The organism is Shewanella submarina, from assembly GCF_042646185.1.
Classification (GTDB): Bacteria; Pseudomonadota; Gammaproteobacteria; order Enterobacterales; family Shewanellaceae; genus Shewanella; species Shewanella corallii.
In genome coordinates, this window is record NZ_JBHRTD010000017.1 from 234440 (window position 1) to 259003 (window position 24564).

Here is a 24564-nt window from a genome sequence, read left to right on the forward strand (position 1 = left end):
GCCGTTAGCGACCATTTTAGTTGGGCTTCACTCTTGGTTTAGCCTCGAACCCTCTTCAATCACATCCTTATACATGATGCACGTCTTAAACCTACAGATGTCCAACTGAATCAGCTGAGCACCCGGAGTGTGTTGGCAGGCGTTACATCCTTTGTGCTATTGATTCAGCGGTTGCCGGGAGGCAGATTAAGGGTTTTGAACTTGAGGAGAGGTGAGTGAAAGCTGACGAATTTGCTGCCATCAATTGGCTGGCGGATGCAGACCACATAGACGTCGTACTGCGAAGTGAATATGCATGGCGATGGTTACCATCCTCCAGAGATGAAGACGATCCTTTGGGCGGAGGTCTTGGCAGGGTTCAACTGACGCTTTCTCAGTCTGAGTGGGTGCGCCAGCGATACAAGGACTTATTGGTGTCGTTGCGGCAAATTGATCATTCCCATCCCAAATTACAATCTGGCCCACATAACTATGTTGAGGCTTTTAAAGGCGCAGCACTATATGCAGGCCGCAAATCTGCCATCGAAACTGTGTTGGACACAGAGGGCCCCTGGCGGGAGATTTTCAATTACTACCTTCAGGGGCGATGGCTCTGTGGCATCAAGGATGATGGGACCTGGGTTGTACTATGATGTGGAATAAGCCAGCGAGAGACTAAGGTATCCTGACACCTGAATAGGTATCCTGGCTGTGATGATAAAAGCCAGCTTTAGGTAAGAGAGCCGGTACCAGACAGTCACTCTGGCACCGGCTGGAAGCTATTTCTTTTCAGCTTCCCCGTCAGCCTTGGGTTTTACCCCTTTGGGCAGATACTTTTTGGTGGCTTTCAGCTCCGCCAGATAAGGCCCTTTATGAAGTGTTTCGGGCCAATTGATCAGCATCATGGCCAGTACATTTCTGTGCTCACCCAGTGCCAGATCCGGATTGCCCCTGGGGGATGGAATAATATTTTCTTTGGCGTTAAACGCTTTCACCATGGCGTCACGGGTTTTGGCAACAACCTTGTGATCCTCTTTACCCGCCAGCAGAAAACTTATCCCGACTTCGGCGATGATATCGGGAGTGGCGTCCGTCAGGATCCGCTCGATATTGGCGTCGAAATAATCCAAAATCCAGGTAAACTCTGTTGCGCTCACCTGATGCTGATAGTACTCACTGGCGGCGAATACAAAGTGAGTCATCCCGTACAACTTGTTACGGAACTGGGCTTTACTCAGCTTATCGTCCTCACTGTGGGGATAGGTCGTCAGAAATGCCTCTTTATATTCCTGTCGATAGTCACCAACACCCAGCTGCTTCGCCCAGTAAACATAATTGATAAGCTGCGCCGCCCAGGACTCAATCATGGCGGGATCTGTCAGGCCTGTTTTCAAATCCTTTGATTTAAGCATGGCTATCATCTTGTTATGACAGGGTCCGGTCAGCCCAAACTCATCAATACGGCTGGCAAATCGCAGAAGCACATCTGTATAGAAGATAAATTCCGGGAAAGGCTTAAGCGCTTTTTTTCTGGCCTTGGCGCGAGGCCCTTTACCCAGTTTACTGATTGCTGTCAGTGATGCCTGTTTTACAAACTCTTTATCATCTAACTGGCAGGCATACCAGGCCTGAGAATTTGTCACTGCGTAAAGGTCCACCAAAGCGCTGTTGGCATACTTATCATCACCTGTCATGCGATACATACGAATACCATAGTGTCCCTGGACCCTTGGCGGCAGTTGATAAAGGTGGTCTTCGAGATTTTGTTGGATCCGATTTGCCACATCCTGCTGCTGCGATGTGGCGGGCTGAGCCATAGCGATTGGGGAGAGAAGGGCTAACGCCAAGGCGCATGCCTTAAGCCTGATTTTCATGGGGTAATCTCCTGATAATATCGGCAGGTTCTGCACTGATATTCAGTAACTCTTCAAGCCGCGTCTTCAGCGGCTGTAAATTCGGATTAATAATCAGCGCATTATAAACATCTTTCGGAGATATACAGCACTGAGTTTGAGCCAGTATCAGTCTTCCCAGAGCCTGATTCCACAGCGGCAGATAGTACTCTGGGCCTGAATCTGCCAGCGCGGAAAATCCGTAAAGTGCGTCCTGTGCGTTTGGCCATTGATATCCAAAGCTTCGGGAGAACCAATCAGCAGCCTCTTCAGTGTTAATCCCACCGGCTTTAGCCTGAGCCAATGCCAGTTTTCCACGAAAGACCTGTAGCTGGGCTGAATAGGCTTGCATCAGTTGCCAGCGGTGATCCTTGGGTTGAGGAAGCTGTTTTGCCAGTTTCATGTTCAACCACTGGGACAGCCAGCTTTGGGCAATTGCAAGGGACTGATTTTCATGGTTGAGCAGATAGTATTGCTGGCCACTCCCCAGCGTTACTATGGATTCTGCCAGTGCTGCTAATGCCTGTTCTAACTGTCTGGCATTGATGATTTTTTCTGGCATTAACAGTAATACGGTACCGAACTGGCGGCCGATAACCGGCTTGACCAGGGCATAGTCTGCGGAGCGTGACTCGCTCGCCAGATGAATTTCACCCAGCAAACGCCCATCATTCCAGAGCCTGTATATGGTGGGTGCAGGTTGTTCAAGCGTTAAGCCAAGCTCAGTAAGGGCTGGGGTCAGTAAAGAAAGGATGCCGTAAGGTGTAAGCGTATTGAAACTGGCTTTGGGCAGTTGCTTAAGCTTCCGGCCAATATCCCAGGGCGCGACCCCCATATTGTGGGTTTGGCTTTCGAGGAACTGCATCACCAGCTCAGGGGTGTTGAGGTAGTGAGAATCCAATGTCAGTTGCGCGTAATCAGCTCTATTGGCATTGTGCGCCAACTGCTGGTTAATCCCGGAGATGATCGTCAGCGGTTCCTGGTTGCGCTGGGCTGCTCTTCTCTGATAGGCCTGCCACACTTTGGCACGACAGTCTGAACTGGGTTGAGACATCAAATATCGGGCGATACTGATATCGATGGGCTGATCTGTCGTGGAAGTATTCAGGCGACATTGGGCGCCGGGGAATTCCAGTTGCATTGATTGTTGACTCAGACCATGCCGATAAGCAGCCTGCGCTGTATAGAGCCGGGATTTTACTTCGGGTGGCAGCCGGGATTGCCTCAGCTCACCGAGGACATCAGCCAGTTGATTGAGTTCGGGCCGAGACGAATGGCTTAAGGTATTAATCAGGGCTTCAGCGGCCGGGTCGGCCAGTAGCGCATCAAATTCGTCGGCCAGATGGAGCTGACACATAAGCAACTGGTTACGCTCTTCTGCACTGGCACCGCTTCGGAAGTAGCTGATTTTATCATTGAAATTAAACAGCTGTAGCAGGTGAGACTCTAATTCGGAGGCCGCGACTTCAGGGCGGAGTTCCACAAGGGAACTGAGTGGAAAGGGCGAAAGCGCGCGGCAATCCTGCACCAGCTGAAAAACCGGAGAAACAACGGCGGCCTGGGCCGCCGTGATATTAAGTGTCAGTAGCGCTGCTAAAATGGGTTTTCGCATAGGCGACCCGCTCTTCCACTGACATAGGTTTTCCTCTGAGGCTTTCCACGTGTTGCAGGCGTGGCAAAATCCCCATTCCATTGGCTATCTGAATTGCCAGTCCTGGACGGGCATTGAGTTCCAACATCAGAGGCCCCCGGCTTTGGTCCAACACCATATCGGTACCCAGATAGCCCAGTTCACACATTTCATAGGCGCTGGAGGCTGTGTGCAGCAGGGTATCCCAGTGAGGTACCTGAATATCTGTCAGCTTTAAACCTGTATCCGGATGAAACTCGATAGGTTGATTGAACTGAACAGCGCGCAGCCCTTTACCTGTTGCCAAATCAATGCCGACACCGACGGCACCCTGGTGTAGGTTGGCTTTACCATCAGACGCCGCAGTGGACAGACGCAGCATTCCCATTACAGGAAAGCCCTTGAACACTATCAGGCGAATATCAGGAACACCTTCATAACTGTAGCCATCAAATACCGGGTCAAACTCAATCAGACCCTCAATAATGGCGACATCGGGCTTGCCACCGAGCGAGAAGAGGCCACTTAATGTGTTGGAGACATGGCGGTCAATCTCACTTGGTGTGACTTCATTGCCACTTGGCTTAAAGAAGCGACCATTCTCGACATGGGTAATGACCAGAATCCCTTTACCGCCTGAGCCCTTTGAAGGCTTGATAACAAAGCCACTGCGGCCTTTGATCATTTCAGGCAGCTCAGCGACTTCATGCTGCTCACGAATAACACCAATCAGATCCGGCACTGCAATATTGTTGGCCAGCGCCAGTTGTTTGGTGGTCAACTTGTCATCCACCCGCTTGTAGTATTTGCGGGGGTTGTAGCGCGCAATATAGTCAATATTGCGCTTATTCATCGACAACACACCGGCCTGACGCAGTTTCCTTGGAGAGGCAAACAGCATATTAATCCTCCGCCAGCGGCTTGAAGCGCTTCAGTTCCAGCAACTTGTATCCTGTGTATTGGCCCATGAGCAATACCATGGCCAGGATCACCAGGTGAATACCCAGGAAGTTAAATACCCAGTGCTGAACCCAGGTTGCGCTCATGGCCAAATAGGCAAGGGTTGCTACCAGCAGGCTACCGCCACCCTGAACCACAACCTCTTTGGCACCTTCCTCTTCCCACAGGATGGACATACGCTCGATGGTCCAGGCCAGAATGATCATAGGGAAGAAGGTAATGGTCAGGCCTTCGCTTAAGCCAAACTTGTACGACAGAATGGTAAACAGACCGATTATGCCTATCACTACAATAATGACCGCCGATATTCGCGAGATAAGCAGCAGGTTAAGCCGTGACAGGTAGGAGCGGATCATCAGGCCAAAGGCGACAATCAGCAGGAAACCAACCAAACCTGTGAGCAGGGTCGTTTGAATAAAGGCCAGGGCGATCAAAACAGGCATAAAGGTACCTGAGGTTTTGATACCGATAATGACCCGCAGGAACACTACCATCAACACGCCGACCGGGATAAGCAGGATGCCCTTGAACAGGCTTTGCTCTTCCAGTGGCAATTGATACAGGGAAAAGTCCCAGGCGTCCTGGTTTTTCATCAGATCGATAGAGGTCGCCAGTGCGCTGCGGGTGTCTTTCAACATTGAGAAAGACACCTGAGAATTAACGCCGCCGACAACATCCAGCACTGAATGACCGTCACGCTCCCACAGCAATACGCTGTCAGGACGTCCCTCTTTACCATTTACCACGTCAAACAGGTGCCACTGGCCATCGTTATACACTTCTGCCAAAGGCACCAGAGATTGACGGCGACGCTGATCTTCCAGATACAGGCCATTCACTTCGTGGGCGGGAATGCCCTTGTCGTGCAGCATGTTGACAAACAACTTGGTGGCACTGTTACCTGTCAACAGCAGTTCAACGTTCTGGCTGCGGTCATCCGCGCCCAGAGTCTGCATCAACTGACGGGCAAAGCTGAGGTTATTGGCGCTGCGCGACCAGGCATCGTTAATCACCTGCTCTGCTGCGGTCTTCTCTGTCGCTGGCCAGATGGTTGTCTCTGGAGCAGGAGGGAGTTCAGTGGCAGGCAGTTCATTTTTGCCAGAAGGCACCAGAGTCAGTTTGTAATAGATATCCTGTTGACCATTGGCTGCGCGGGTGGACCAGATAGCGCGGCGGTTACCGGCTACATCAGTCACACTCAGGCCATAGCCGGAGGAGCTGGCGTTTTCGGTCAGAATATCGAATGCCGGGTCATTGGGCAGAGACAGGGATACTTCCGCTGGCTCTCCGGTACCGATAAAGCTGACTTTGGCATCAACGGCCCAGCTTTGTACCTGTTTGCCCGGCAGGAAGGGCACATTGTGCTCTATACCCCGATAGACACTGGCGCCGATACCGAGAATAAACAGGAGTGCAACCAGCAGATAAAAGGGTTTACGGGATTGCATTATTGCTCCTTGTTAGCCGGGGCTGGTTGGGATTTGCCATGGATATAGCTCTGACTAACATCAACTACAGCGATATCCTTCATAAACTTACGACCCAGCAGCAGGGGATATTCCAGATGGCTGCGATCGGTCAGGTTAAGGTCAGTTTCAGCAGCATATTTACCGATTTTCAGATGGGCACGGATAACCGGACGACGGTCGTCTCCGTTTTCCGCATCCTGCTTGATGCGTACAAACCTTTCAACACGGGATTCAAAGGTCTGAGCCGGAGCCTTTTCGCCTTTGGTGAAGATATCGAAACGTACCCACTGGTTACCATCACGTTCGAACAGAATGATATTTCTGGCGTCGATAGAGGAGGACTCTGCTCCAGTATCTATGCGGGTGTTAAAGCTGGTCTTGAACTCTTCAACAAATACGTATTCCACTTCTCCAAGCAGAAACTTATCACCCAGAGTTTCAGGACACTTGGCCGGGATCTCAATGATTCTGGGTTCAGCTTCCTTTGCCGGCACGGAAATATGCTTTTGAATATTGCTGAGCTGGGATTGAATATCCGCCAAAGCCGCCGAATTGGTTTGGTTGGCTTTGGTAACCTGATCCAGGATTACCTGATTATTGGCGGCCAGAGAAGTTTCCAGCGTTTCAGCATCTACAGGGGCTGGGGTATGCGCCGAATTCTGGGTGGCCGCACATCCTGACAGTAGGATTGCAGCGAGAACTGCGGTGTATCTTGGCTTCAGCATAGTCTTTACCATGTTATTGTTTAAGAGCGTCTCCCGCTCATTCATTGGTCGGTTTCTTACGTGCAATGATAGTGGCGCGTTTAGGCGCCTGATACCCTTCCACAGTGCGGGTGATATCCTGAGGGTCAAGATAGTCAACCAGGGACTCATTGGGCATCCATTCAGTGGTACGCTGCTCTGCCAGCGAGGTCACGTCCACATTGACGCACCTTACATCCACGAAATCACATTTCTCCAGCCAGCGGATTAGCGCAGGTACAGAGGGCAAATACCAAACGTTATTCATTTTGCCGTATCTGTCAGCCGGAACCAGACAGGTATTTTCGTCACCATCTACGACCAGCGTCTCAAGCACAAGTTCACCATTGTTTTTGAGCTGATCTTTCAGTTGCAGCAGATGGTCGATAGGGGAGCGTCTGTGATACAGCACGCCCATAGAGAATACGGTATCGAAGGCGTCCAGTGGTGGCAGTTGCTCAATGCCCAAAGGTAACAGGTGCACCGGCAGGTCTTCACCTATCAGGCGTTTAACGGCTTCAAACTGACACAGAAACAGTGCCGAAGGGTCAATACCCACCACACGCTCTGCGCCTTCTCCCAGCATGCGCCACATATGGTAGCCGCTGCCACAGCCTACATCCAGGACGGTGCGATGTTTGAGCGGAGAGATATGAGGCAACACCCGATCCCATTTCCAGTCGCTGCGCCACTCTGTATCAATATGGATACCGTGGATATGAAATGGACCTTTGCGCCATGGTTTGAGAATACCCAGCAGGTTTTTTAGTTTTTCCTGCTCTCCTGGGTTTAGCTGATCACCTGTTCCAACAGTCACACTGTTTTTAAAGTCGATATGATCTGGCTTGGGAAAGTTAAGTTTATTAAGAACTTTTTCCCACTTTGGCAGGTTGCCGTGTTTGTTTTCACGCTGCCAGTCACCAAGAATTGATGGCATGGTCTCCAGCCAGTGCTGCAGGTTGGAGTCGGCAATCTGTTTATAAAAGGAGCTGAAACTTATCACTTAATGGCCACCATAGAGGCAAAATTAAAACACTGGAACCAGGTGCTGAAATGGCTGAACCCGATATCAGTGAGTCGGGTTTCGTGGGTCTTCATAGAGTCCGGCTTCATGACGTTCTCGAGCGCGCTGCGTTTCTGGCTTATTTCCAGTTCGCTGTATCCATTGGCTCTTTTAAAGTCGAGATGTTGGGCATCCAGCAGCTCTTGAATTGTCTGATCTTCAAACCTGAGCTTTTCGGACAATACCAGAATGCCACCTTTATTCAGGCCGTTGAAAATGCGCTGCAGCAGCAGGATTCTGTCTTCAGGAGGCAGGAATTGCAGAGTAAAGTTGAGGATCACCATGGAAGCATTCTCAATCTTAATATCGCGGATATCCCCCTGTATCAGGTCGACTTTGGTATCACTGACATAGGCTGACAGGTTCTCCTGGCAGCGTTTAACCATGGATTCACTGTAATCAACCGCGACGATCTCGCAATCACGACCTTCTATCTGGCGTCTGACACTCAGAGTTGCAGCACCCAATGAGCAGCCAAGGTCGTACACCCGGGTTCCGGGCTTAACGGATCTGTGGGCAAAATCGCCTATAGTCCCGATTATCTGGGCATAGCCGGGTACCGAACGGCGGATCATGTCACCGAACACGCCAGCGACACGGCTGTCGAATTGAAAGTCTGCGATTTGGTCGGCGGGTTGCGCGTAGATGGTGTCTTGGGAAGAGTTCATCTGAAGTTAATCAATGGAATGCAATGTAGCATTTTAGCCAATTGCTAAAGCCAGCAGCAAGTCCAGCTCTGGTAATTGCCCTGATTTTTCTGTCTAATAGCAATCCTGTTACATTATTGATACATAAGTCGCTTTTCGATTCGGTAGGGATACTCTTTGAAAACACAGTTTTATCGTCGAAAAACCGTGTTGGGCTGCATATGGCTTTGCACCTGGCTTTTTTCTGCGGCGTTGGCCACCGCAGCGACTCAAAATTCTGCCCAAATCAAGCCGATAGTCGTGGCTTATTCAGTTAATGATTATCCTTTAAGTTATCGTGATCCCGAGGGAGTACCCTCTGGAATGTCTGTGACAATATGGCGGCGTTTGTTGGCCAATAAAGCACTGTCACCCGACTGGCAAGCGGTTTCAGTTCACAGTGAACAAGGGACTGAGCAAGGGGCTTTGGGCCGTCAAACTCCGCCGGATCTTATTTTACCGCCCCTGTCTATTCCCTCTGATTATACAAAGCTCACCTTACCTCTGGACCTTCAGGTCTACCTCTATCGTCGTCAATCGTTAAAGAACGAGTCTGTCACTCCCTACCGGGTCGGTGTGCTAAAGGGCTCACCGGCTTTGGCATTGGTACCCCATGAACTGCTTGGCAATTTGGTTGAATATCCCAGCCGTGACGACATGCTCAAGGATGCTGTCCGGGGAAACCTGATGGTGTTTGTTGATCTTCCCGGTGGCGACAGTTATTGGCGGGCTATAGGGCTGTCGGCAGATGGGTGGCAGGCCGAAGCGGTTGGACGGTTGGCGTTGAATGTAGGCGTGAACCCGAAAGGGGCGATTTCTCCTGATCAATTGTCAGCCATGATAGGTCAGCTTAATAACGAATATATTGAAGAGCTTAAACGCAGTTTTTACGGGCCTGAGGCAGGTGAAAGCAAGCTGATTATCGCGGCACAAACCGGCATTTCTCCCTACGCAGATATTGGCAGTGATGGCCAGTTGCACGGTTTATATGTGGATATCTGGCAAGCATGGTCAGCGCAGACTGGTATTCCTGTCTCGTTCCTGGCCTCTGACATGCAGCAATCAGTCAAAGATGTATTTTTAGGATTGGCTGACGTTCAAATCGGCTATCCCCAGGGGGACTCCAGCAAGCAATCTTTATTGGAAAACGCCTGGCAGATTTATGGCGTTACCAGTCGGATATTTACCCTTGTAGATCGCGAGTTTAACCTTGATGGGGCAGGAGAGACGTTGGGGGTATTTAAAACCGCCCCCTATATTGCAAAGCTTAAAAGCGATTTGCCCAATGCGGAAGTCACTGAATATGAATCTTCAGCCGAGATGCTGTCTGCTCTTGAGGCAGGGCAGATAACCGCTATGGTTGCAGCCGGGCGCTGGGCTGAGAATTTACTGGTGTCCAATGGTACCTGGGATCAATACCGGGTACTCGATGGTTTCGAATACTCAACCCGAATTGAAGCTTTGATTCTGCCTTCCAGACCTGCATTGAAAAAGATCATTGCAGATGGCTTTGCTGCGATTCCCGGAGATGTCCTCGCTGAGGTTGAAGCCAAATGGATTTATGGGCCCAGAGACAGGTATTACGCCCAGCAAGCGAGTCAGGTGCCATTATCCGCGGCTGAGCGTGGTTATCTCGATCAGTTGGGGGAGCTTAACGTCGGCTATTTAAATGATTGGGCGCCCTTTGAGTTTACCCGTGACACCAGAATGAGCGGAATTAATGCGGAGGTTCTTCAACTTATTGGTACCCGTCTTGGCATTCCTTTGCGCCCCCGGGCCTATGACAGCTTTCAACAGCTGCAGCAGGCTCTTCGCATCGGAGAGGTGCAGATGATAGGTTCGCTGCAGCCCAGTGCAGACAGGTTGCAGGATATCAGTTTTACCGACAGCTACTGGCCTTCACCCTGGGCTGTTGCCAGCACCGATGACAGCCGCATATTTTCACTGGGTCAATTAACCGGTAAGAAAGTCATGGTGGTCGAAGGGTATAGCATGGCGGCAGATTTGATGCTGATGCGACCAAAAATCGAGCTCATCATGGTGTCGGATGTGAACGAGGGACTCAGTCGGCTGGTGGCAGGGGAAGCAGATCTTTTGATTGGCAAATTGGCAGCCCTTGCCTGGGAAGTGCAGCAGCGGGAATATGACCTGCGCCTGTCCATGCTGACCGATGTTGCCGCCGAGCGCAGTCATATAGGGGTAAACAATCAATACAGCGGCCTGGTACCACTGATTAATCGTGCGCTGCAACATATTGAAGAGCACGAAATGCGTGCGATTTATGAGCATTGGGTGCCAGCGGACCTGAGGCGTCAGGAGATGTCACTGTCTCCAAGCTTTGCATTGCCCTGGCCAATGGCAGTTGGGATTGTTGTTATTTGCCTGGTGAGTGTATTGGGGTACCGCCTGTTTGCCCGAAATCGTTCGATAGATTTTCTGCAAACCGACCCACAAACCGGTTTGATAGGCCGCCATCTGCTGGATGACAGGTTGAATCAGGCTGTGCTGTTGCACCATAGACAACAGGCCAGATTTGCTCTGTTTTTTATTTCCATTGAAGGCATGGACGCGATAGCGGCCACATCGGGTAAAGATGCTGCTGAGGCCGCCCTGAGCCGAATGGTGGCCAGGTTGGCTGCGGGGATTCGTCGCTCGGATACTCTTGCCCGGTTCAGCCATCAGGAACTGGTCGCTATATTGCCTTTTGTCAGTAACGAGGAGCACCTGGGACAACTTGCCAGAAATATTCAGAGCTTGCTTACAGAGGGCGACCCGGAAATCGAGTCCAGCCTGCTTAAGGTCGGTATAGGTATCGCGCTGTATCCAAAGGATGGGGTGGACCCAATAGCCTTGATGGCGCAGGCTGCAAAATTGACTGAACAGGCACTTGAGTCCGGGGCTGGGATACGTGTGGCCTGACAGCCCAGCGCAGTGGAAAATATGTGACCTGGGCTAACCCTTATCTGTTATTGATTAATTTCTGGCTGATACTTCGCCGACTGGCAGTGATCTGCTTTGGCAATCGGCATTCTTTCTCTATAATGCCCCATTGATTTTTATTCTCCAGTACCGAATTCGGGATTAAAGGAAAAGCGAGATGCGCACTCATTATTGTGGAGACGTAAACAAGTCTCACGTTGGACAAGAAGTTACCCTGGTTGGTTGGGTGAACCGCAGCCGTGATTTAGGTGGCGTGGTATTTTTGGATCTGCGTGACCGTGAAGGTCTGATCCAGGTAGTTTATGACCCAGACCTGCAGGAAGTGTTTGACGTTGCCAGCAGCCTGCGCAGTGAGTTCTGCGTTCAGGTTAAAGGTGTAGTGCGCGCCCGCCCTGACAGCCAGGTTAACGCCAATATGCGTACCGGCGAAATCGAAATTCTGGGTAAAGAACTGACCATCATCAATGAGTCTGCGCCACTGCCACTGAGCATGGATAACCATCAGAACAACAGCGAAGAGCAGCGTCTGAAGTATCGCTATCTGGATCTGCGTCGTCCGGAAATGGCCCAGCGTTTGATTTTTCGCTCCAAGGTGACCAGCGCTGTACGTCGCTTCCTGGATGGTAATGGCTTCCTGGATATCGAAACCCCAATCCTGACCAAGGCCACCCCGGAAGGTGCCCGTGACTACCTGGTACCAAGCCGTACTTACAAAGGTCAGTTCTTTGCACTGCCTCAGTCTCCACAGCTGTTTAAGCAGCTGCTGATGATGTCTGGTTTCGACCGCTACTATCAAATCGTTAAGTGCTTCCGTGACGAAGACCTGCGTGCTGACCGTCAGCCAGAATTCACTCAGATCGATATCGAAACCTCTTTCATGTCTTCTGAGCAGGTGATGGCCAAGACCGAAGAGATGGTACGCAGCCTGTTCCTGGAACTGCTGAACGTAGATCTGGGTAACTTCCCACGTATGACCTGGCACGAAGCTATGCGTCGTTTCGGCTCTGATAAGCCTGATCTGCGTAACCCACTGGAACTGTGTGACGTTGCTGACTTGCTGGCCGGTATCGAATTCGCGGTATTCAAGGGCCCATCTGAAGATCCGGAAGGTCGTGTTGCCGCTATCCGTGTACCGGGTGGTGCGACTCTGAGCCGTAAGCAGATTGACGACTACACCAAGTTCGTTGGCATCTACGGCGCCAAAGGTCTGGCCTGGATGAAGATTAACGATCTGGCTGCCGGTATGGAAGGCATCCAGTCTCCAGTACTGAAGTTCCTGTCTGAAGAGATGGTGACCAACATTATCGAGCGTACCGGTGCCCAGACTGGCGACATCCTGATGTTCGGTGCTGACAAAGCCAACATCGTGGCTGAAGCTATGGGCGCGCTGCGTCTGAAGCTGGGTGAAGATTTTGACCTGTTGAAAGGCGAATGGGCTCCTCTGTGGGTGGTTGACTTCCCAATGTTCGAGAAGGCTGATGGCCGTCTGTACGCGGTTCACCATCCATTTACTGCGCCAAGCAGCGTTACTGCTGCTGAGCTGGAAGCCAACCCGGCCGACGCTGTGTCTGATGCCTATGATATGGTTCTGAACGGTTGCGAACTGGGCGGTGGTTCTGTTCGTATTCACAACAGCGAAATGCAGAGCGCGGTATTCCGCATTCTTGGTATCGACGATGAAGAAGCCAAAGAGAAATTCGGCTTCCTGCTGGAAGCACTGCGCTATGGTACTCCACCGCACGCAGGTCTGGCCTTCGGCCTGGACCGTCTGATCATGTTGATGACTGGTGCTCAGTCTATTCGTGACGTGATGGCCTTCCCGAAAACCACCACTGCGGCCTGTCCGCTGACCAACGCGCCGGGACATGCGAATCCGGCTCAGCTGGAAGAGCTTGGCATCGCAGTAGTTGCCAAGAAGGCTGAAAGCGAAGAATAATATCGCTGTAGCAATGATTTAAGTACCGAGGCTCAGGCCTCGGTCTGTTTTTCAGGGCAACGCAATTGTTGCCCAAGGCAACGGAGAATGAGATATGGCAGGTCACAGTAAATGGGCCAACATCAGACACCGTAAAGCTGCCCAGGATGCCAAACGTGGCAAGCTGTTCACCAAATTTATTCGTGAGCTGACAGTGGCTGCCCGTGAAGGTGGCTCAGATGCGGATTCCAACCCACGTTTGCGTGCGGCTATCGATAAAGCGCTTTCCAACAACATGACCCGTGACACGGTTGAACGTGCCATTAAGCGCGGTGCCGGCGAAATGGATGGTCAGGTACTGGAAACCATCATTTATGAAGGCTATGGCCCGGGCGGTACTGCAGTCATGGTTGAGTGTATGACTGACAACCGTAACCGCACTGTGAGCGGTGTGCGTAACGCCTTCTCCAAATCGGGCGGCAGTCTGGGTATTGATGGCTGTGTAGGTTATATGTTTGCCAAACGCGGCGTGATCTCCTTTGACGACAGTGTGGATGAAGAATCCATTATGGACGCGGCATTGGAAGCCGGAGCTGAAGATGTGATCACCCATGAAGATGGTGCCATTGACGTATACACCACACCTGAAGAGTTTGGCAGCGTTAAAGATGCGCTGGATGCCGCAGGTTTTACTTCGGTTAACGCTGAAGTGACCATGGTGCCAGACAATAAGTCAGAACTGGATGCGGATACCGCTCCCAAGTTTCTGCGCTTGATTGATACTTTGGAAGATCACGATGATGTTCAGGAGGTATACCACAATGCAGATATCTCTGATGAAATCATGGAATCGCTGGAATAAGGATAATTGATACTCTATGACAATTATTCTGGGTGTTGACCCTGGCTCAAGGATCACAGGCTATGGTGTGATCCAGTGTCAGGGCAGACACCAACTCTATCTGGGAAGTGGCTGTATTCGCACCTCTTCCGATGAACTTCCCGTCAGACTCAAGCAAATCTATGATGGCATTTCCGAAATTATCCGCCAGTATCAGCCGGATCAATTCGCCATTGAAAAAGTGTTTATGGCCAAGAACGCCGACTCGGCCCTTAAGCTGGGTCAGGCCAGAGGGGCGGCTATTGTTGCGGCCACTGTGGCAGATTTGCCTGTGTCTGAGTACAGTGCGACACAAATTAAAAGCGCGGTGGTTGGTACGGGCAGGGCAGAAAAAGCCCAGATGCAGCACATGATTACCCAACTACTGAAGCTGCCGGCAACACCCCAGGCGGATGCGGCTGATGCCTTGAGTGTGGCGGTTTGTCACTACCATACCAGTCAAAGCCTGGTGGCCCTGGCGGGCAGAGCTACGCGCCGCAGCCATGGTCGTTATAAGTAGTCCGGTTTGGGCGAACGCAAAAACTGAATAACAGGAATAACAATGATAGGAAGACTGCAAGGGACTCTGGTTGAAAAGCAGGCACCGGATATCGTATTGGATGTGAACGGCGTAGGCTATGAAGTACAGATGCCGCTGACCAGCTTTTATGAACTGCCTGAACTTGACCAGCAAGCATTGATCTATACCCATTTTGTGGTGCGTGAAGACGCTCAATTGTTGTATGGTTTTATCAGCAAACAGGAACGCGCACTGTTTCGTTTGTTGATTAAAGCCAATGGTGTTGGGCCTAAATTGGCACTGACTATTTTATCGGGTATGACGTCAGCCGAGTTTGTGGGCTGTGTTGAGCGTGACGATATCGCCACTTTGGTAAAACTGCCGGGTGTGGGTAAGAAGACTGCTGAACGTTTACTGGTAGAGATGCGCGATAAGCTTAAAAGTCTGCTGGACGCATCTACCGCCGGTGGCAATGAGTTTAAACTTCAGAGTAACTTTACCCCTGAGCCCGTGCCTAACACTGCCGAAGAAGATGCCATTGCTGCCCTGTTGGCGCTCGGCTATAAACCGGCTCAGGCCAGTCGTGCGGTAAGCGCGGTAATGACAGAAGGAATGGATTCAGAGACCCTGATTAAAGCGGCTCTCAAGTCCATGCTGTAAGGAATCGAAATGATTGAAGCTGACAGGCTGATCCAACCCCAGATGATGGGGCAAGATGAGGTTGTTGACCGCGCCATGCGGCCCAAAATGCTTGATGAGTATACTGGTCAGGATGATGCCAGAGCTCAGTTAAAAGTGTTTATCGAGGCTGCCAGACGCCGGGGTGAAGCCCTTGACCATATGCTTATCTATGGCCCTCCCGGCCTGGGTAAAACGACGCTGGCTATGATTGTGGCGAACGAGATGGATGTGAATATCAAATCCACCTCTGGTCCAGTGCTTGAAAAAGCCGGTGATCTCGCGGCATTGCTGACCAACCTGGAAGAGGGTGATGTTCTCTTTATTGATGAGATCCATCGTCTGAGCCCCGTGGTGGAAGAGATCCTGTATCCAGCCATGGAGGATTATCAGCTGGATATTATGATAGGTGAGGGGCCTGCTGCCCGTTCAATCAAGCTGGACTTACCACCGTTCACCCTGATTGGCGCGACCACCAAGGCGGGTTCACTCACATCGCCATTGCGTGCCCGATTCGGTATTCCGTTGCGCCTGGAGTTCTATAATGTGCAGGATCTATCAACCATTGTGGCCCGCTCTGCCAAGGTGATGGAGATCAGCATGGATTACGACGGTGCCAGAGAAATTGCCCGTCGTTCCCGTGGTACGCCCCGTATTGCCAATCGCCTGCTGCGTCGGGTGCGAGACTATGCTGAGGTGAAACACGACGGTGTTATCACCGCAGATGTTGCCGAGCAGGCGTTGGACATGTTGGATGTCGACGGTGAAGGCTTCGACTTTATGGACCGCAAACTGCTGCTGGCAATCATAGATAAGTTTATGGGCGGACCGGTCGGCCTGGATAACCTGGCTGCTGCTATTGGCGAAGAGCGGGATACCATCGAAGACGTGCTCGAACCCTTTTTGATTCAGCAGGGCTTTATTCAACGTACCCCGCGGGGACGTATGGCAACCCACAGAGCCTATCTGCATTTCGGTTTGGATAAGCCGGAATAAATCATTACCGGCTGATATTGGTGGATCAGCAAAAAATTCAGTAAATTTTGTATTTTCTACAGGTATTTACCATTTTTTGAAGTGATCCACCTTTAAGCCGTTCTCCAAAATTGGCACTATGCTAATATCCAGTCTCCCTACGAAATAGTTAATAAATTCAGGAACCCGTCACATGATTTTTTCTCAGGTCACTCAGGCGCCCGCCGACCCTATCCTTGGTCTTACCGAAGCATTTGAAGCCGATGCCCGCAGCGGCAAAGTTAACCTTGGCGTGGGTATCTACAAGGACGAGGCCGGTGAAACGCCGGTGCTGCGCAGCGTAAAGCAGGCTGAAGCTCGTTTGCTGGAGCAGGAAAAAACCAAAAACTATCTGGGAATTGACGGTGTTCAGGCATACAACCAGGCCGTACTTGAGCTGCTGTTTGGCAAAGGCAGTGAGCTGATTGCTCAAAACCGTGCGCAGGCATCTCAGGCGCCAGGTGGCACAGGCGCACTGCGTATTGCCAGTGAATTTGTGATGAGCAATACCCAGTCACGCACTATCTGGGTGAGTAACCCAACCTGGGCAAACCATCAGAACGTATTTGAAACTGCTGGCCTGCAGGTTAAAGAGTACACTTACTATCGCGCTGAAGATCATGGTATGGACTTTGACGCCATGATGGCTGATCTGGCCACCGCTGAGCAGGGTGATTTGGTACTGCTGCACGGTTGCTGCCATAACCCAACCGGTATCGACCCAACAACCGAGCAGTGGCAGCAAATCGGCGAACTGTGCCGTGACAAAGGTCTGGTGCCATTGTTCGATTTCGCGTACCAGGGCTTTGGCGCCGGTATTGAAGAAGATGCACAGGGCCTGCGTATTGTCGCTGCGATGGTACCAGAGATGCTGGTTGCCAGCTCCTTCTCCAAGAACTTTGGTCTCTACAATGAGCGTATCGGCGCAGTGACTGTGGTTGCTGCTGACACTGAGACCAAGGACAAGGCGTTCAGCCAGGTTAAGCGTACTATTCGTGCCAGTTACTCCAACCCGCCAGCTCACGGTGCCCTGATTGTAAGCACCATTCTGGGTGATGAAACTCTGCGCGCTGAGTGGGAAGCTGAGCTGACAGAAATGCGTGAGCGTATTGCTGAAATGCGTACTTTGTTTGTTGATAGCCTGGCTGCTGCCGGTGTGACTCAGGACTTCAGCTTTATATCTACTCAGAACGGCATGTTCAGCTTCTCTGGTCTGAATAAAGATCAGGTTGCCCGTCTGAAGGATGAGTTCGGTGTATATATCGTGGGCTCAGGTCGTATCAGCGTCGCTGGCATGACTAAATCCAATATGCCGGTAATCTGTAAGGCGATTGCAGCTGTTTTGTAATCTGAGGCTTCAGATTAGCAAAGCTATGTAGAGGTGACTCTGCATAGCTTTTTGTTTTTCTGGGGACTAAGTTGTTGCTGATTGCGTTCAGTGGTTTGCGGTTAGATTAGGCAAGCTGCGCTTGCCTAAACGTCGCGGGCTTCCAGCCCACACCCGGGCAAAGGGGACTAGGCGGCTTCGCCCCCTTTGCAAACCCCCTGCAGCCCCAGACGGAAACGAAAGCCCCTCCGGCTTATGGATTAAATTGACTACCGCTTCAGACGCTCGTCCATGATTCGACTGAAGCTAGCTCGACGTCCCTGTCTCGCTCACATCATTTTATCCAACACCTATCGGCGTTTCCGATGGGGAAGGGGTGTATCCCTTCAGCTCGGAATTGCCCCAAAGTTGCCTGCGGCATGGCAAGCTAATTGCCTTGCAGGCGATAGAACGTCGTGGGTTCCACCCACACGGGGCAAGAGGGGATCAACAGCTTCTAACAACATCCATGTTTAACGGCAAGCTCACCATCATTGGTTCGCGCTCATAAACTCGCTTGCCGTAGGCAAGCATTCGCCCTTTGCATCTCCCTTGCCGCCCCAACCGAAGCTGTGATCCATCGTAAAATGACTTCAATTACGCAACCGCAATCGATTCCACGAAGCACTTCCCTGTACTTCCTTCCCAGCTCGGCGTTCCTTGCCTCACGCTCGTAAGCCAGTCGCTACGCAACACTCGCCCATGTATCAGCGATGGCTGCTCTGTCATCTGATATATAGGATATATGAATGCCGTGGAGGGCAGGATGTCCGTGAATGGCCATGACAGAGCTTGCTGTTGCAGCCATTTCCCTCCGGCAACTTCGGATGGGGGAGCGTTAGCGGAATGAAGAATTTCATTCCGCTAACGCTCCCCGAAGGCCTCTGGCCGCCACGCTGAGAGTGATGTATCCCTCCGAGTCATTTATGTCCCTTTATGAGTTAGCAAAATGCTTTCTAGAGCGATCGAACCTACAATCCCCATTAGTCTGGCCGTATCAGCATATATTTTCACAGCCAAAGACCAAGGCCCGATAATAAACTTTTACCTAATCATTAACGTCACCTAACTTGATGATTTTATTCGTGTAGTGGTAAGATCGCGCTGCGATGAGTTCGAGTTAGTTTCACTATGCAGTATGGAATTCCGGCACACCCTAAACTGGTGCTAATTCGAATGCCACATTGCGATAGAATATTAGCTTTAACTCGAAATGTTAAGGGTAATGCATCAACAAGGATATTGGTAAAACAGCATGTCATACAGCAAAAAAAATATTAACAGGAGTCTCATATTTGACACCTTCGCCGAGCACTGCCACGTAGTTAACGAACCCGAACTGAAAGGACGCAATGCATACCATTACGTCATAACAATGGAAGACGGGCAATCTGCAAGAATGATCTTCTATTTCAATATCGATGGTACAACCACCATTTCACCTGATAACAACAATAAAGACTTGGGAGCTAAACTAGCCGACCTGATCATTGCTAACTGTTTATACAATGACAAAAAAAGCGTTGAGCTATTCATACCGATTACTGAAGAAGATTTCCAAGCAACCATGGAATACTTGCAGGAAGAATGCGATGCTCAGTTGATGGAGCAAAAACAAATTCCGGGGGGAGAGCAGTTTAAACTTACAGGTCGCTGTGGGAATCAGCTTGTTCTAAAATACTTCACACGTAGATCAAACCTTCAGATACAGGGCAAGCCACTATCACTATACGAAGATTTGATTGAAATTCTGAGCGAATTGCTGCCATATGAAGAATTCGTCAAATCTCAACTTAAACAGGTCGAAGTAAAGATTGAACCGAGAGTTGTCAAAGGCGAGCTGGAAAGTCGACTTCCACATGCTTACGGATACCTAGAGGAAAAAATCCGGTCAATTATTAGCCCTGCACTTGCGCTAAACAAGCTGGCAATCGACCTTGAAGATTACACTTCTTTCGCCATGCCAGTACTCCGTGGGCTGGAGGGCTATATGAAACAGCTGCTTGCAGCCAAAGGGGTTACAGTAGGGAAAACTTTTGGTGACATCATTGACGGAACGGGTGGAAATTATCGCATAATTGACAGCAAAAGGACGTTAATTGGCTGCCCATTAGTGATTCAAGCCGTTGAATTATGCTACTCTTATTGGTGTCAAGAACGCCATGGCTTATTTCATGTAGACGCGACAATAGCAACAACAAGGGTATTGACCCAAGAAGAAGCGCAACAGATTATCGACAGATCATTGAGCCTTATCGAGGAGAGTTGCGCCAAAATAGTGGCATAAGATTATGGAAAAGCACTTCAAACTTCTAAAGCTAAACGGCTATAAGTATACATACGTCAGTATGTCTACAGACTTCTGCCGCCCGGACGACTACATATCCGAGCTTGAGAATGAATTGCAAACGCTTGAATATGAAGGGAAAGTTGTTTTTGACCTGCTGTTAAGTAATGGGTTGAAGGAAGACCGCTACTTTTCTGCCGAGTTTGATGGCAGACGATTTGTCGTGTCTTCTTTCAGAACCATGACCAGCATTTGTAGTGAAATCTCGAGTATGTCTTCAGCATTTTATAGAGACAACTACAACCTGGTGTCCAAGAATGCAATTCTCTCTAAACCTCAAAAATTCCTGGTCAAAAAAGGAATGGCTGAACATCGATACACAACTGTCAAAAGCCGCTGTATTGGGGCTTAACTGTAATTACTACTCTTTAGGGCTGTATCTGTGACAAAGAAGTACTATGTCGTCTGGCAAGGTAGGGAAAAAGGCATCTTCAATACCTGGACAGAATGCAAGAAGCAGGTTGATAAGTTCCCGGGTGCAAGATTTAAGTCATTTCCAACATTGGTTGAGGCTGAATCAGCATTCAGCCAGAATCCACGAAAGACAATAGTTCAAAAGCCAAAAGCGGCTGCGACAACCACCAAGCCTGAAAAGGAATCCAAGTCACTTTCCCAGGAGGAAATCACCGTCTTGCCTTTTACGGTGAAAATTTTCACTGACGGTGCTTGTGAGCCGAACCCTGGGGAGGCGGGTTCCGGATTGGTGGTTTATGAAGACAACGTTTTGAAAGAGTTGTGGTATGGCATTTACCACCCACAAGGAACAAACAATACCGCCGAACTAAATGGGTTACATCAAGCTATTTTGTTAGCAAAAGAAAAGCTGACCTACCACTCACCTGTAGCAATTTTTAGTGACTCAAAATACTCCATCGACTGCATAACCAAGTGGGCGGATGGATGGTACAAGCGAGGCTGGATAAAGTCCGGAGGTGAGATTAAGAATCTTGAGTTGATCAAGGAAATTTACTTTCTCTATAAAGAGCTAAAGGATCATATTTCAATTTTCCACGTCAACGGCCACGTTGGCATTGAAGGAAACGAGCTCGCTGACAGAATGTCTGTTCTTGCAATTGCGAACCAAGAAAAGTCTCTGAGTCTATATAGAGAATCCTTAGATATAGACGAAATTCTGGCCTTAAGGGCTGGCTAAAAGCTGTTCACTTGGGGCAGGAAATATTCGTTTCTTATTCAATTCGACCTTCCCGGCTAGATAGAAATAAGTAGCCCTCAGCCCACAACGGAATAGGTGATTTCTCCCCTTGTGAAGTGCTAGCAAGGCTTTCTCGGCAACCACTCTAATAGTCAAAAAATTTGGGTACGCAGTTAGAACTTCCATCCATAAGTTAATCCGCATTGTGCTAAGTTAGCGCGGCGCAATAAGCAGGGAGCCCAGAGTCTTACTGGGACACCTTAATGTGGCTAGCACGATTTTGCCCCTTAGCTGGATACACGAAAGTTGAAGATTGCACTGAGTCCCCGTCTGAAGTTGCCGGAGGGATTAGGTTGAAATAGCGGACGCTGTCATGGATGACAGCGTAAGTGTCGCTGAGCCATGGACGGTGAATCGACACTTCTTGCGTCCATTGCAAGCTACTCACGATGGGTGACAACTTCGGTTGGGGTGTCCTTGGGGTTGTTAGGGGTATTGGACAAGCAATACCCCTGACCTGGGTGAAGCCTGGAAGGCTTCGATGTTCTGCCAAGCAGAGCTTGTCCGAATAAGCTTAAATGCTACTCAGCGTTAAAGCATTAAGGCTGGCACTGTTACTTCTTAGCGCCTTTGGATTTGCTGGCGATGAAGTCGGTCAGGGCAAACAGTACGCCGGAGGTGACGAAGGTCAGGTGGATGCCTACCTTCCAGGCCAGCACGTCGCTTGAAAAGTTGTCGGTATCCAAAAAGGTTTTTAACAGCTCGACGCTGGAAATGGCGACGATGGCACCGATAAGTTTGAGTTTCAGATCGGCAAAACCAACACTACCCATCCATGCGGGTCTGTCTTCATGATCTGTCGGGCCAAACTTGGACACGAAGTTCTCATAACCGCTAAAGGCAATGATGAGCAATAAGCTGGCCAACAGCGCAGTGTCCACCAGGGTAAGTATGCTGAGGATGGGGTGGCCTTCGCCGCCAATAAATACTATGGCAAAGAGGTTGAGTAGCTCTTTACCAAACTTAAGAAACAGTACGCCAATGGCGATCACCAGGCCGAAGAAAAACGGCGCCAGCAGCCAGCGAGAATTGAACAGCAATTTTTCGAAGTGATTTTCCAGACGTTTCATCGTTGTCAGTTAGCTCATTGGGCAAAAAACAGGAAAAGAAACTTACCGAACTGTCGGTGCGGCGCATTCTAGTTGATAGCCATTGATGTGTAAATCATGATGCGAAACAATCATATGGTTACCCATGCTTACTGTTTTCGAGCTTAACTGGGCTTGAGGTCGCGCCTTCAGTTGATGAACCAGGAAATGACCTGTTCTGGAGTGACTCTAGTGAGCGTTGGACTTTTCACTTTAATCTACTGTGTCTTGCCACCACTGTATATCGCAGAGCATCGGAAGGGGCTTTGGTGTTGCACTGGAAACCAGTACTAAGTACTGCCAATAGCTGCAGGTTTTGATTGTGTTCGTACTTGGTATTCACAGTGCAGGTCGGTTACCGCAATAGGGTTAAGAGAACCGGCTGACGTGAACCCTTTGCCAGGGTGCTATTGGCGAGGTGGGTTGGTAACCGAAATTCCAACAGAATACTTACTTTTCCAGGCCTTTGTGGGTGCTACAGGTTGAAAAATTATTCTAAAGTTCATAAACGACCATCTATTTCTGTATAAAAGTAGTGTTGCTTATTCAGTGATGAGCCCCGAACCTATCCCATTGATTAATCCTTGTCCGGGATGGTGAATCCGTCGACAAGAGACTGTTATGCGAGTGCATATCGAACTGGCGTATATCGGCACTTAAATGACTACGAAGTATAGGGGTTATTTTTCAAATGAAATACACAGGTGTCGAGTTCCTTTTTTTCCTCATTCTTAGTGTGGCAGTAGTTTGGTTCGTCTGGGAAGATTCTGATTCCAGCACAGCAATTCCGGATTACTCGACGACCAGGTTGTTGGCTGAACAGGGTGACAGTGAAGCGCAATATCAGCTGGGCCTATTGTTATTGAGAGGACAGGGGGTAACGAGTGACCCCGAGGAGGCTCAGCTGTGGTTCCAGAAATCTGCAGACAGCGGTAATGCTCACGCAGAGTTTCAGGTTTCACAGTATTACGACCGCAAGTACCAATCCTCCCAAGTTCCAGAGCATGGAATAAATAGTTTTAACTGGTTAAAGAAGGCCTGTGACAACGGGAGTTGGGAAGCACAAACAAAGATGGGACAAATATACCTGGACGGTTTACGCATTGATGGATTAGAAATTAGCCCGGACCAGAGAACCGCAGCGGCTTGGTTTCGTCGAGCGGCGAAAAATGGGGGCAGTAACGCTAACTATCAGTTGGCAAAGTTACTCGATGCAAACCCTAAACTGGCAAAAAACGGAGAGGAGAGTTTTGATTACTATAAAGAAGCTGCTGAGCAGGGTAATCCGGATGCCCAGTATTGGCTCGGGGTTGTATATCTTGAAGGTAAGTTAACGCGACCAAACCATAGTTTGGCAATGGAGTTGATGAATAAAGCTGCCCAGCAGGGGCAGCCATATGCGGAATATATGGTAGCAACAGAGCTTGAGAGAGAAGGAAAGATACAAGAAGCGTTAAGCTATTACGCTCGTTCAGCTGAGCAGGGTTTTGCGGAAGCTGATTATCGAATTGGCCTGATATATAGATTTGGTAAAGTCATTGAGGCGGATCTCGAAAAAGCCGAATACCACTTCACCAAGGCGACTAAATTGGGACACGTTGGAGCGAAAAAGGAGCGGATTATATTGTTGGCGGAGCAAGGGGACGCCGAGTATCAATATTACTACGGAAACCTTTATATGAAACATTATTATGACGATAACATGCGCGATTCATGGAAGCATGACCAAGCTTATTTTTGGTATGAAAAGTCTGCTAACCAAGGCTATGCGTGGGCCCAGAACACAATGGGTCAAAAACTGTATTTGGGGAACCCAGCAAAAGCATTCGATTGGTTCCAACAAGCGGCTCATCAGGGGTTAAGTCCAGCCCAATGGAATCTCGCACTAATGTATTTGGAGGGAGAGGTCGTAGAGCGAAACTGGTTGACAGCGAACATGTGGCGCATAATCTCAGAATCCAACAGGCCAGCTGGTGATATGTATGCTTACGGCCGGGTAAATGCACATTTACGGTTTAATGCTCTGACTGAATCTGAGTTAGAACAGGTTGAGGAGCTCGTTCGCCGATGTGTTGAAACTGACTATGAGGTGTGCTCTGAATCCCGTTGAGTGGCGCTATGATGATAGGCATTGTCGCTCTGGAAGTTGAAGAATATAAAGGGGGGCGGAAAGGCTTGTAG

At 49.8% G+C, this 24564-nt stretch carries 20 protein-coding genes; 12 read left to right on the plus strand and 8 right to left on the minus strand.

Annotated elements, in window-relative coordinates; genetic code table 11:
- The first annotated feature begins 215 nt into the window (after positions 1-215).
- The gene (locus ACFOE0_RS14900; protein ID WP_248937215.1) at positions 216-632 is read left to right on the plus strand and encodes a hypothetical protein; all 417 of its coding nucleotides are present in this window, start codon (positions 216-218) and stop codon (positions 630-632) included.
- Positions 633-758: 126 nt separating this feature from the next.
- On the opposite strand, the gene ACFOE0_RS14905 is transcribed toward ACFOE0_RS14900, so the two are convergent.
- The 7 genes from ACFOE0_RS14905 to cmoA are packed head-to-tail and all read right to left on the minus strand — an operon-like array spanning position 759 to position 8404.
- Complete coding sequence (locus tag ACFOE0_RS14905) at positions 759-1796, minus strand: DUF3541 domain-containing protein (protein WP_248937259.1); 1038 nt, start codon at positions 1794-1796, stop codon at positions 759-761.
- A gap of 40 nt (positions 1797-1836) precedes the next feature.
- Positions 1837-3483, minus strand: coding sequence for a M3 family metallopeptidase (locus ACFOE0_RS14910; RefSeq protein ID WP_248937216.1), 1647 nt, complete (start codon positions 3481-3483; stop codon positions 1837-1839).
- The gene (locus tag ACFOE0_RS14915) at positions 3446-4402 is read right to left on the minus strand and encodes an alpha-L-glutamate ligase-like protein (protein WP_248937217.1); all 957 of its coding nucleotides are present in this window, start codon (positions 4400-4402) and stop codon (positions 3446-3448) included. Before ACFOE0_RS14915 ends, ACFOE0_RS14910 begins: the two co-directional genes overlap by 38 nt.
- Before the next feature lies 1 nt (position 4403).
- Positions 4404-5909, minus strand: a complete 1506-nt coding sequence (locus ACFOE0_RS14920; RefSeq protein WP_248937218.1) for an inactive transglutaminase family protein — start codon at positions 5907-5909, stop codon at positions 4404-4406.
- Entirely contained in the window at positions 5909-6655 is a 747-nt protein-coding gene (locus tag ACFOE0_RS14925) for an ATP-dependent zinc protease family protein (RefSeq protein WP_248937219.1), read from the minus strand. The genes ACFOE0_RS14920 and ACFOE0_RS14925 overlap by 1 nt, the downstream gene beginning before the upstream one ends.
- Before the next feature lie 37 nt (positions 6656-6692).
- The gene (gene cmoB, locus ACFOE0_RS14930; RefSeq protein ID WP_248937220.1) at positions 6693-7676 is read right to left on the minus strand and encodes a tRNA 5-methoxyuridine(34)/uridine 5-oxyacetic acid(34) synthase CmoB; all 984 of its coding nucleotides are present in this window, start codon (positions 7674-7676) and stop codon (positions 6693-6695) included.
- Positions 7673-8404 (minus strand): carboxy-S-adenosyl-L-methionine synthase CmoA, encoded by a 732-nt coding sequence (gene cmoA / locus ACFOE0_RS14935; RefSeq protein WP_248937221.1) that lies wholly within the window; start codon positions 8402-8404, stop codon positions 7673-7675. The genes cmoB and cmoA overlap by 4 nt, the downstream gene beginning before the upstream one ends.
- Before the next feature lie 342 nt (positions 8405-8746).
- Between cmoA and ACFOE0_RS14940 the strand changes: the two genes are divergently transcribed.
- The 10 genes from ACFOE0_RS14940 (at position 8747) to ACFOE0_RS14985 (ending at position 21235) form a co-directional block, all read left to right on the plus strand.
- Complete coding sequence (locus ACFOE0_RS14940; protein WP_248937222.1) at positions 8747-11341, plus strand: transporter substrate-binding domain-containing diguanylate cyclase; 2595 nt, start codon at positions 8747-8749, stop codon at positions 11339-11341.
- Positions 11342-11519: 178 nt separating this feature from the next.
- Entirely contained in the window at positions 11520-13298 is a 1779-nt protein-coding gene (aspS, locus tag ACFOE0_RS14945) for an aspartate--tRNA ligase (protein ID WP_248937223.1), read from the plus strand.
- A 94-nt stretch (positions 13299-13392) separates the two neighbouring features.
- On the plus strand, positions 13393-14139 hold the full coding sequence (locus ACFOE0_RS14950) for a YebC/PmpR family DNA-binding transcriptional regulator (protein WP_248937224.1): 747 nt from the start codon (positions 13393-13395) through the stop codon (positions 14137-14139).
- 16 nt (positions 14140-14155) lie between these two features.
- Positions 14156-14677, plus strand: a complete 522-nt coding sequence (ruvC, locus tag ACFOE0_RS14955; protein ID WP_115138783.1) for a crossover junction endodeoxyribonuclease RuvC — start codon at positions 14156-14158, stop codon at positions 14675-14677.
- Positions 14678-14719: 42 nt separating this feature from the next.
- Positions 14720-15337: a Holliday junction branch migration protein RuvA gene (ruvA, locus tag ACFOE0_RS14960; protein ID WP_115138784.1), complete on the plus strand. Its 618-nt coding sequence runs from the start codon at positions 14720-14722 to the stop codon at positions 15335-15337.
- 9 nt (positions 15338-15346) lie between these two features.
- Positions 15347-16351, plus strand: a complete 1005-nt coding sequence (ruvB, locus tag ACFOE0_RS14965) for a Holliday junction branch migration DNA helicase RuvB (RefSeq protein ID WP_248937225.1) — start codon at positions 15347-15349, stop codon at positions 16349-16351.
- Positions 16352-16523: 172 nt separating this feature from the next.
- Complete coding sequence (locus ACFOE0_RS14970) at positions 16524-17717, plus strand: amino acid aminotransferase (RefSeq protein ID WP_248937226.1); 1194 nt, start codon at positions 16524-16526, stop codon at positions 17715-17717.
- A 1273-nt stretch (positions 17718-18990) separates the two neighbouring features.
- Positions 18991-20022 (plus strand): type II toxin-antitoxin system RnlA family toxin, encoded by a 1032-nt coding sequence (locus ACFOE0_RS14975; protein WP_248937227.1) that lies wholly within the window; start codon positions 18991-18993, stop codon positions 20020-20022.
- A 4-nt stretch (positions 20023-20026) separates the two neighbouring features.
- The gene (locus tag ACFOE0_RS14980; RefSeq protein ID WP_248937228.1) at positions 20027-20434 is read left to right on the plus strand and encodes a type II toxin-antitoxin system RnlB family antitoxin; all 408 of its coding nucleotides are present in this window, start codon (positions 20027-20029) and stop codon (positions 20432-20434) included.
- Positions 20435-20464: 30 nt separating this feature from the next.
- Entirely contained in the window at positions 20465-21235 is a 771-nt protein-coding gene (locus ACFOE0_RS14985; RefSeq protein ID WP_248937229.1) for a ribonuclease H1 domain-containing protein, read from the plus strand.
- 614 nt (positions 21236-21849) lie between these two features.
- On the opposite strand, the gene ACFOE0_RS14990 is transcribed toward ACFOE0_RS14985, so the two are convergent.
- Positions 21850-22365 carry a TIGR00645 family protein gene (locus ACFOE0_RS14990; protein WP_248937230.1) on the minus strand — a complete coding sequence of 172 codons (516 nt, stop codon included), beginning with the start codon at positions 22363-22365 and terminating at the stop codon, positions 21850-21852.
- A 709-nt stretch (positions 22366-23074) separates the two neighbouring features.
- On the opposite strand from ACFOE0_RS14990, the gene ACFOE0_RS14995 reads away from it, so the two are divergent.
- The gene (locus tag ACFOE0_RS14995) at positions 23075-24493 is read left to right on the plus strand and encodes a tetratricopeptide repeat protein (protein ID WP_248937231.1); all 1419 of its coding nucleotides are present in this window, start codon (positions 23075-23077) and stop codon (positions 24491-24493) included.
- The last annotated feature ends 71 nt before the right edge of the window (positions 24494-24564 follow it).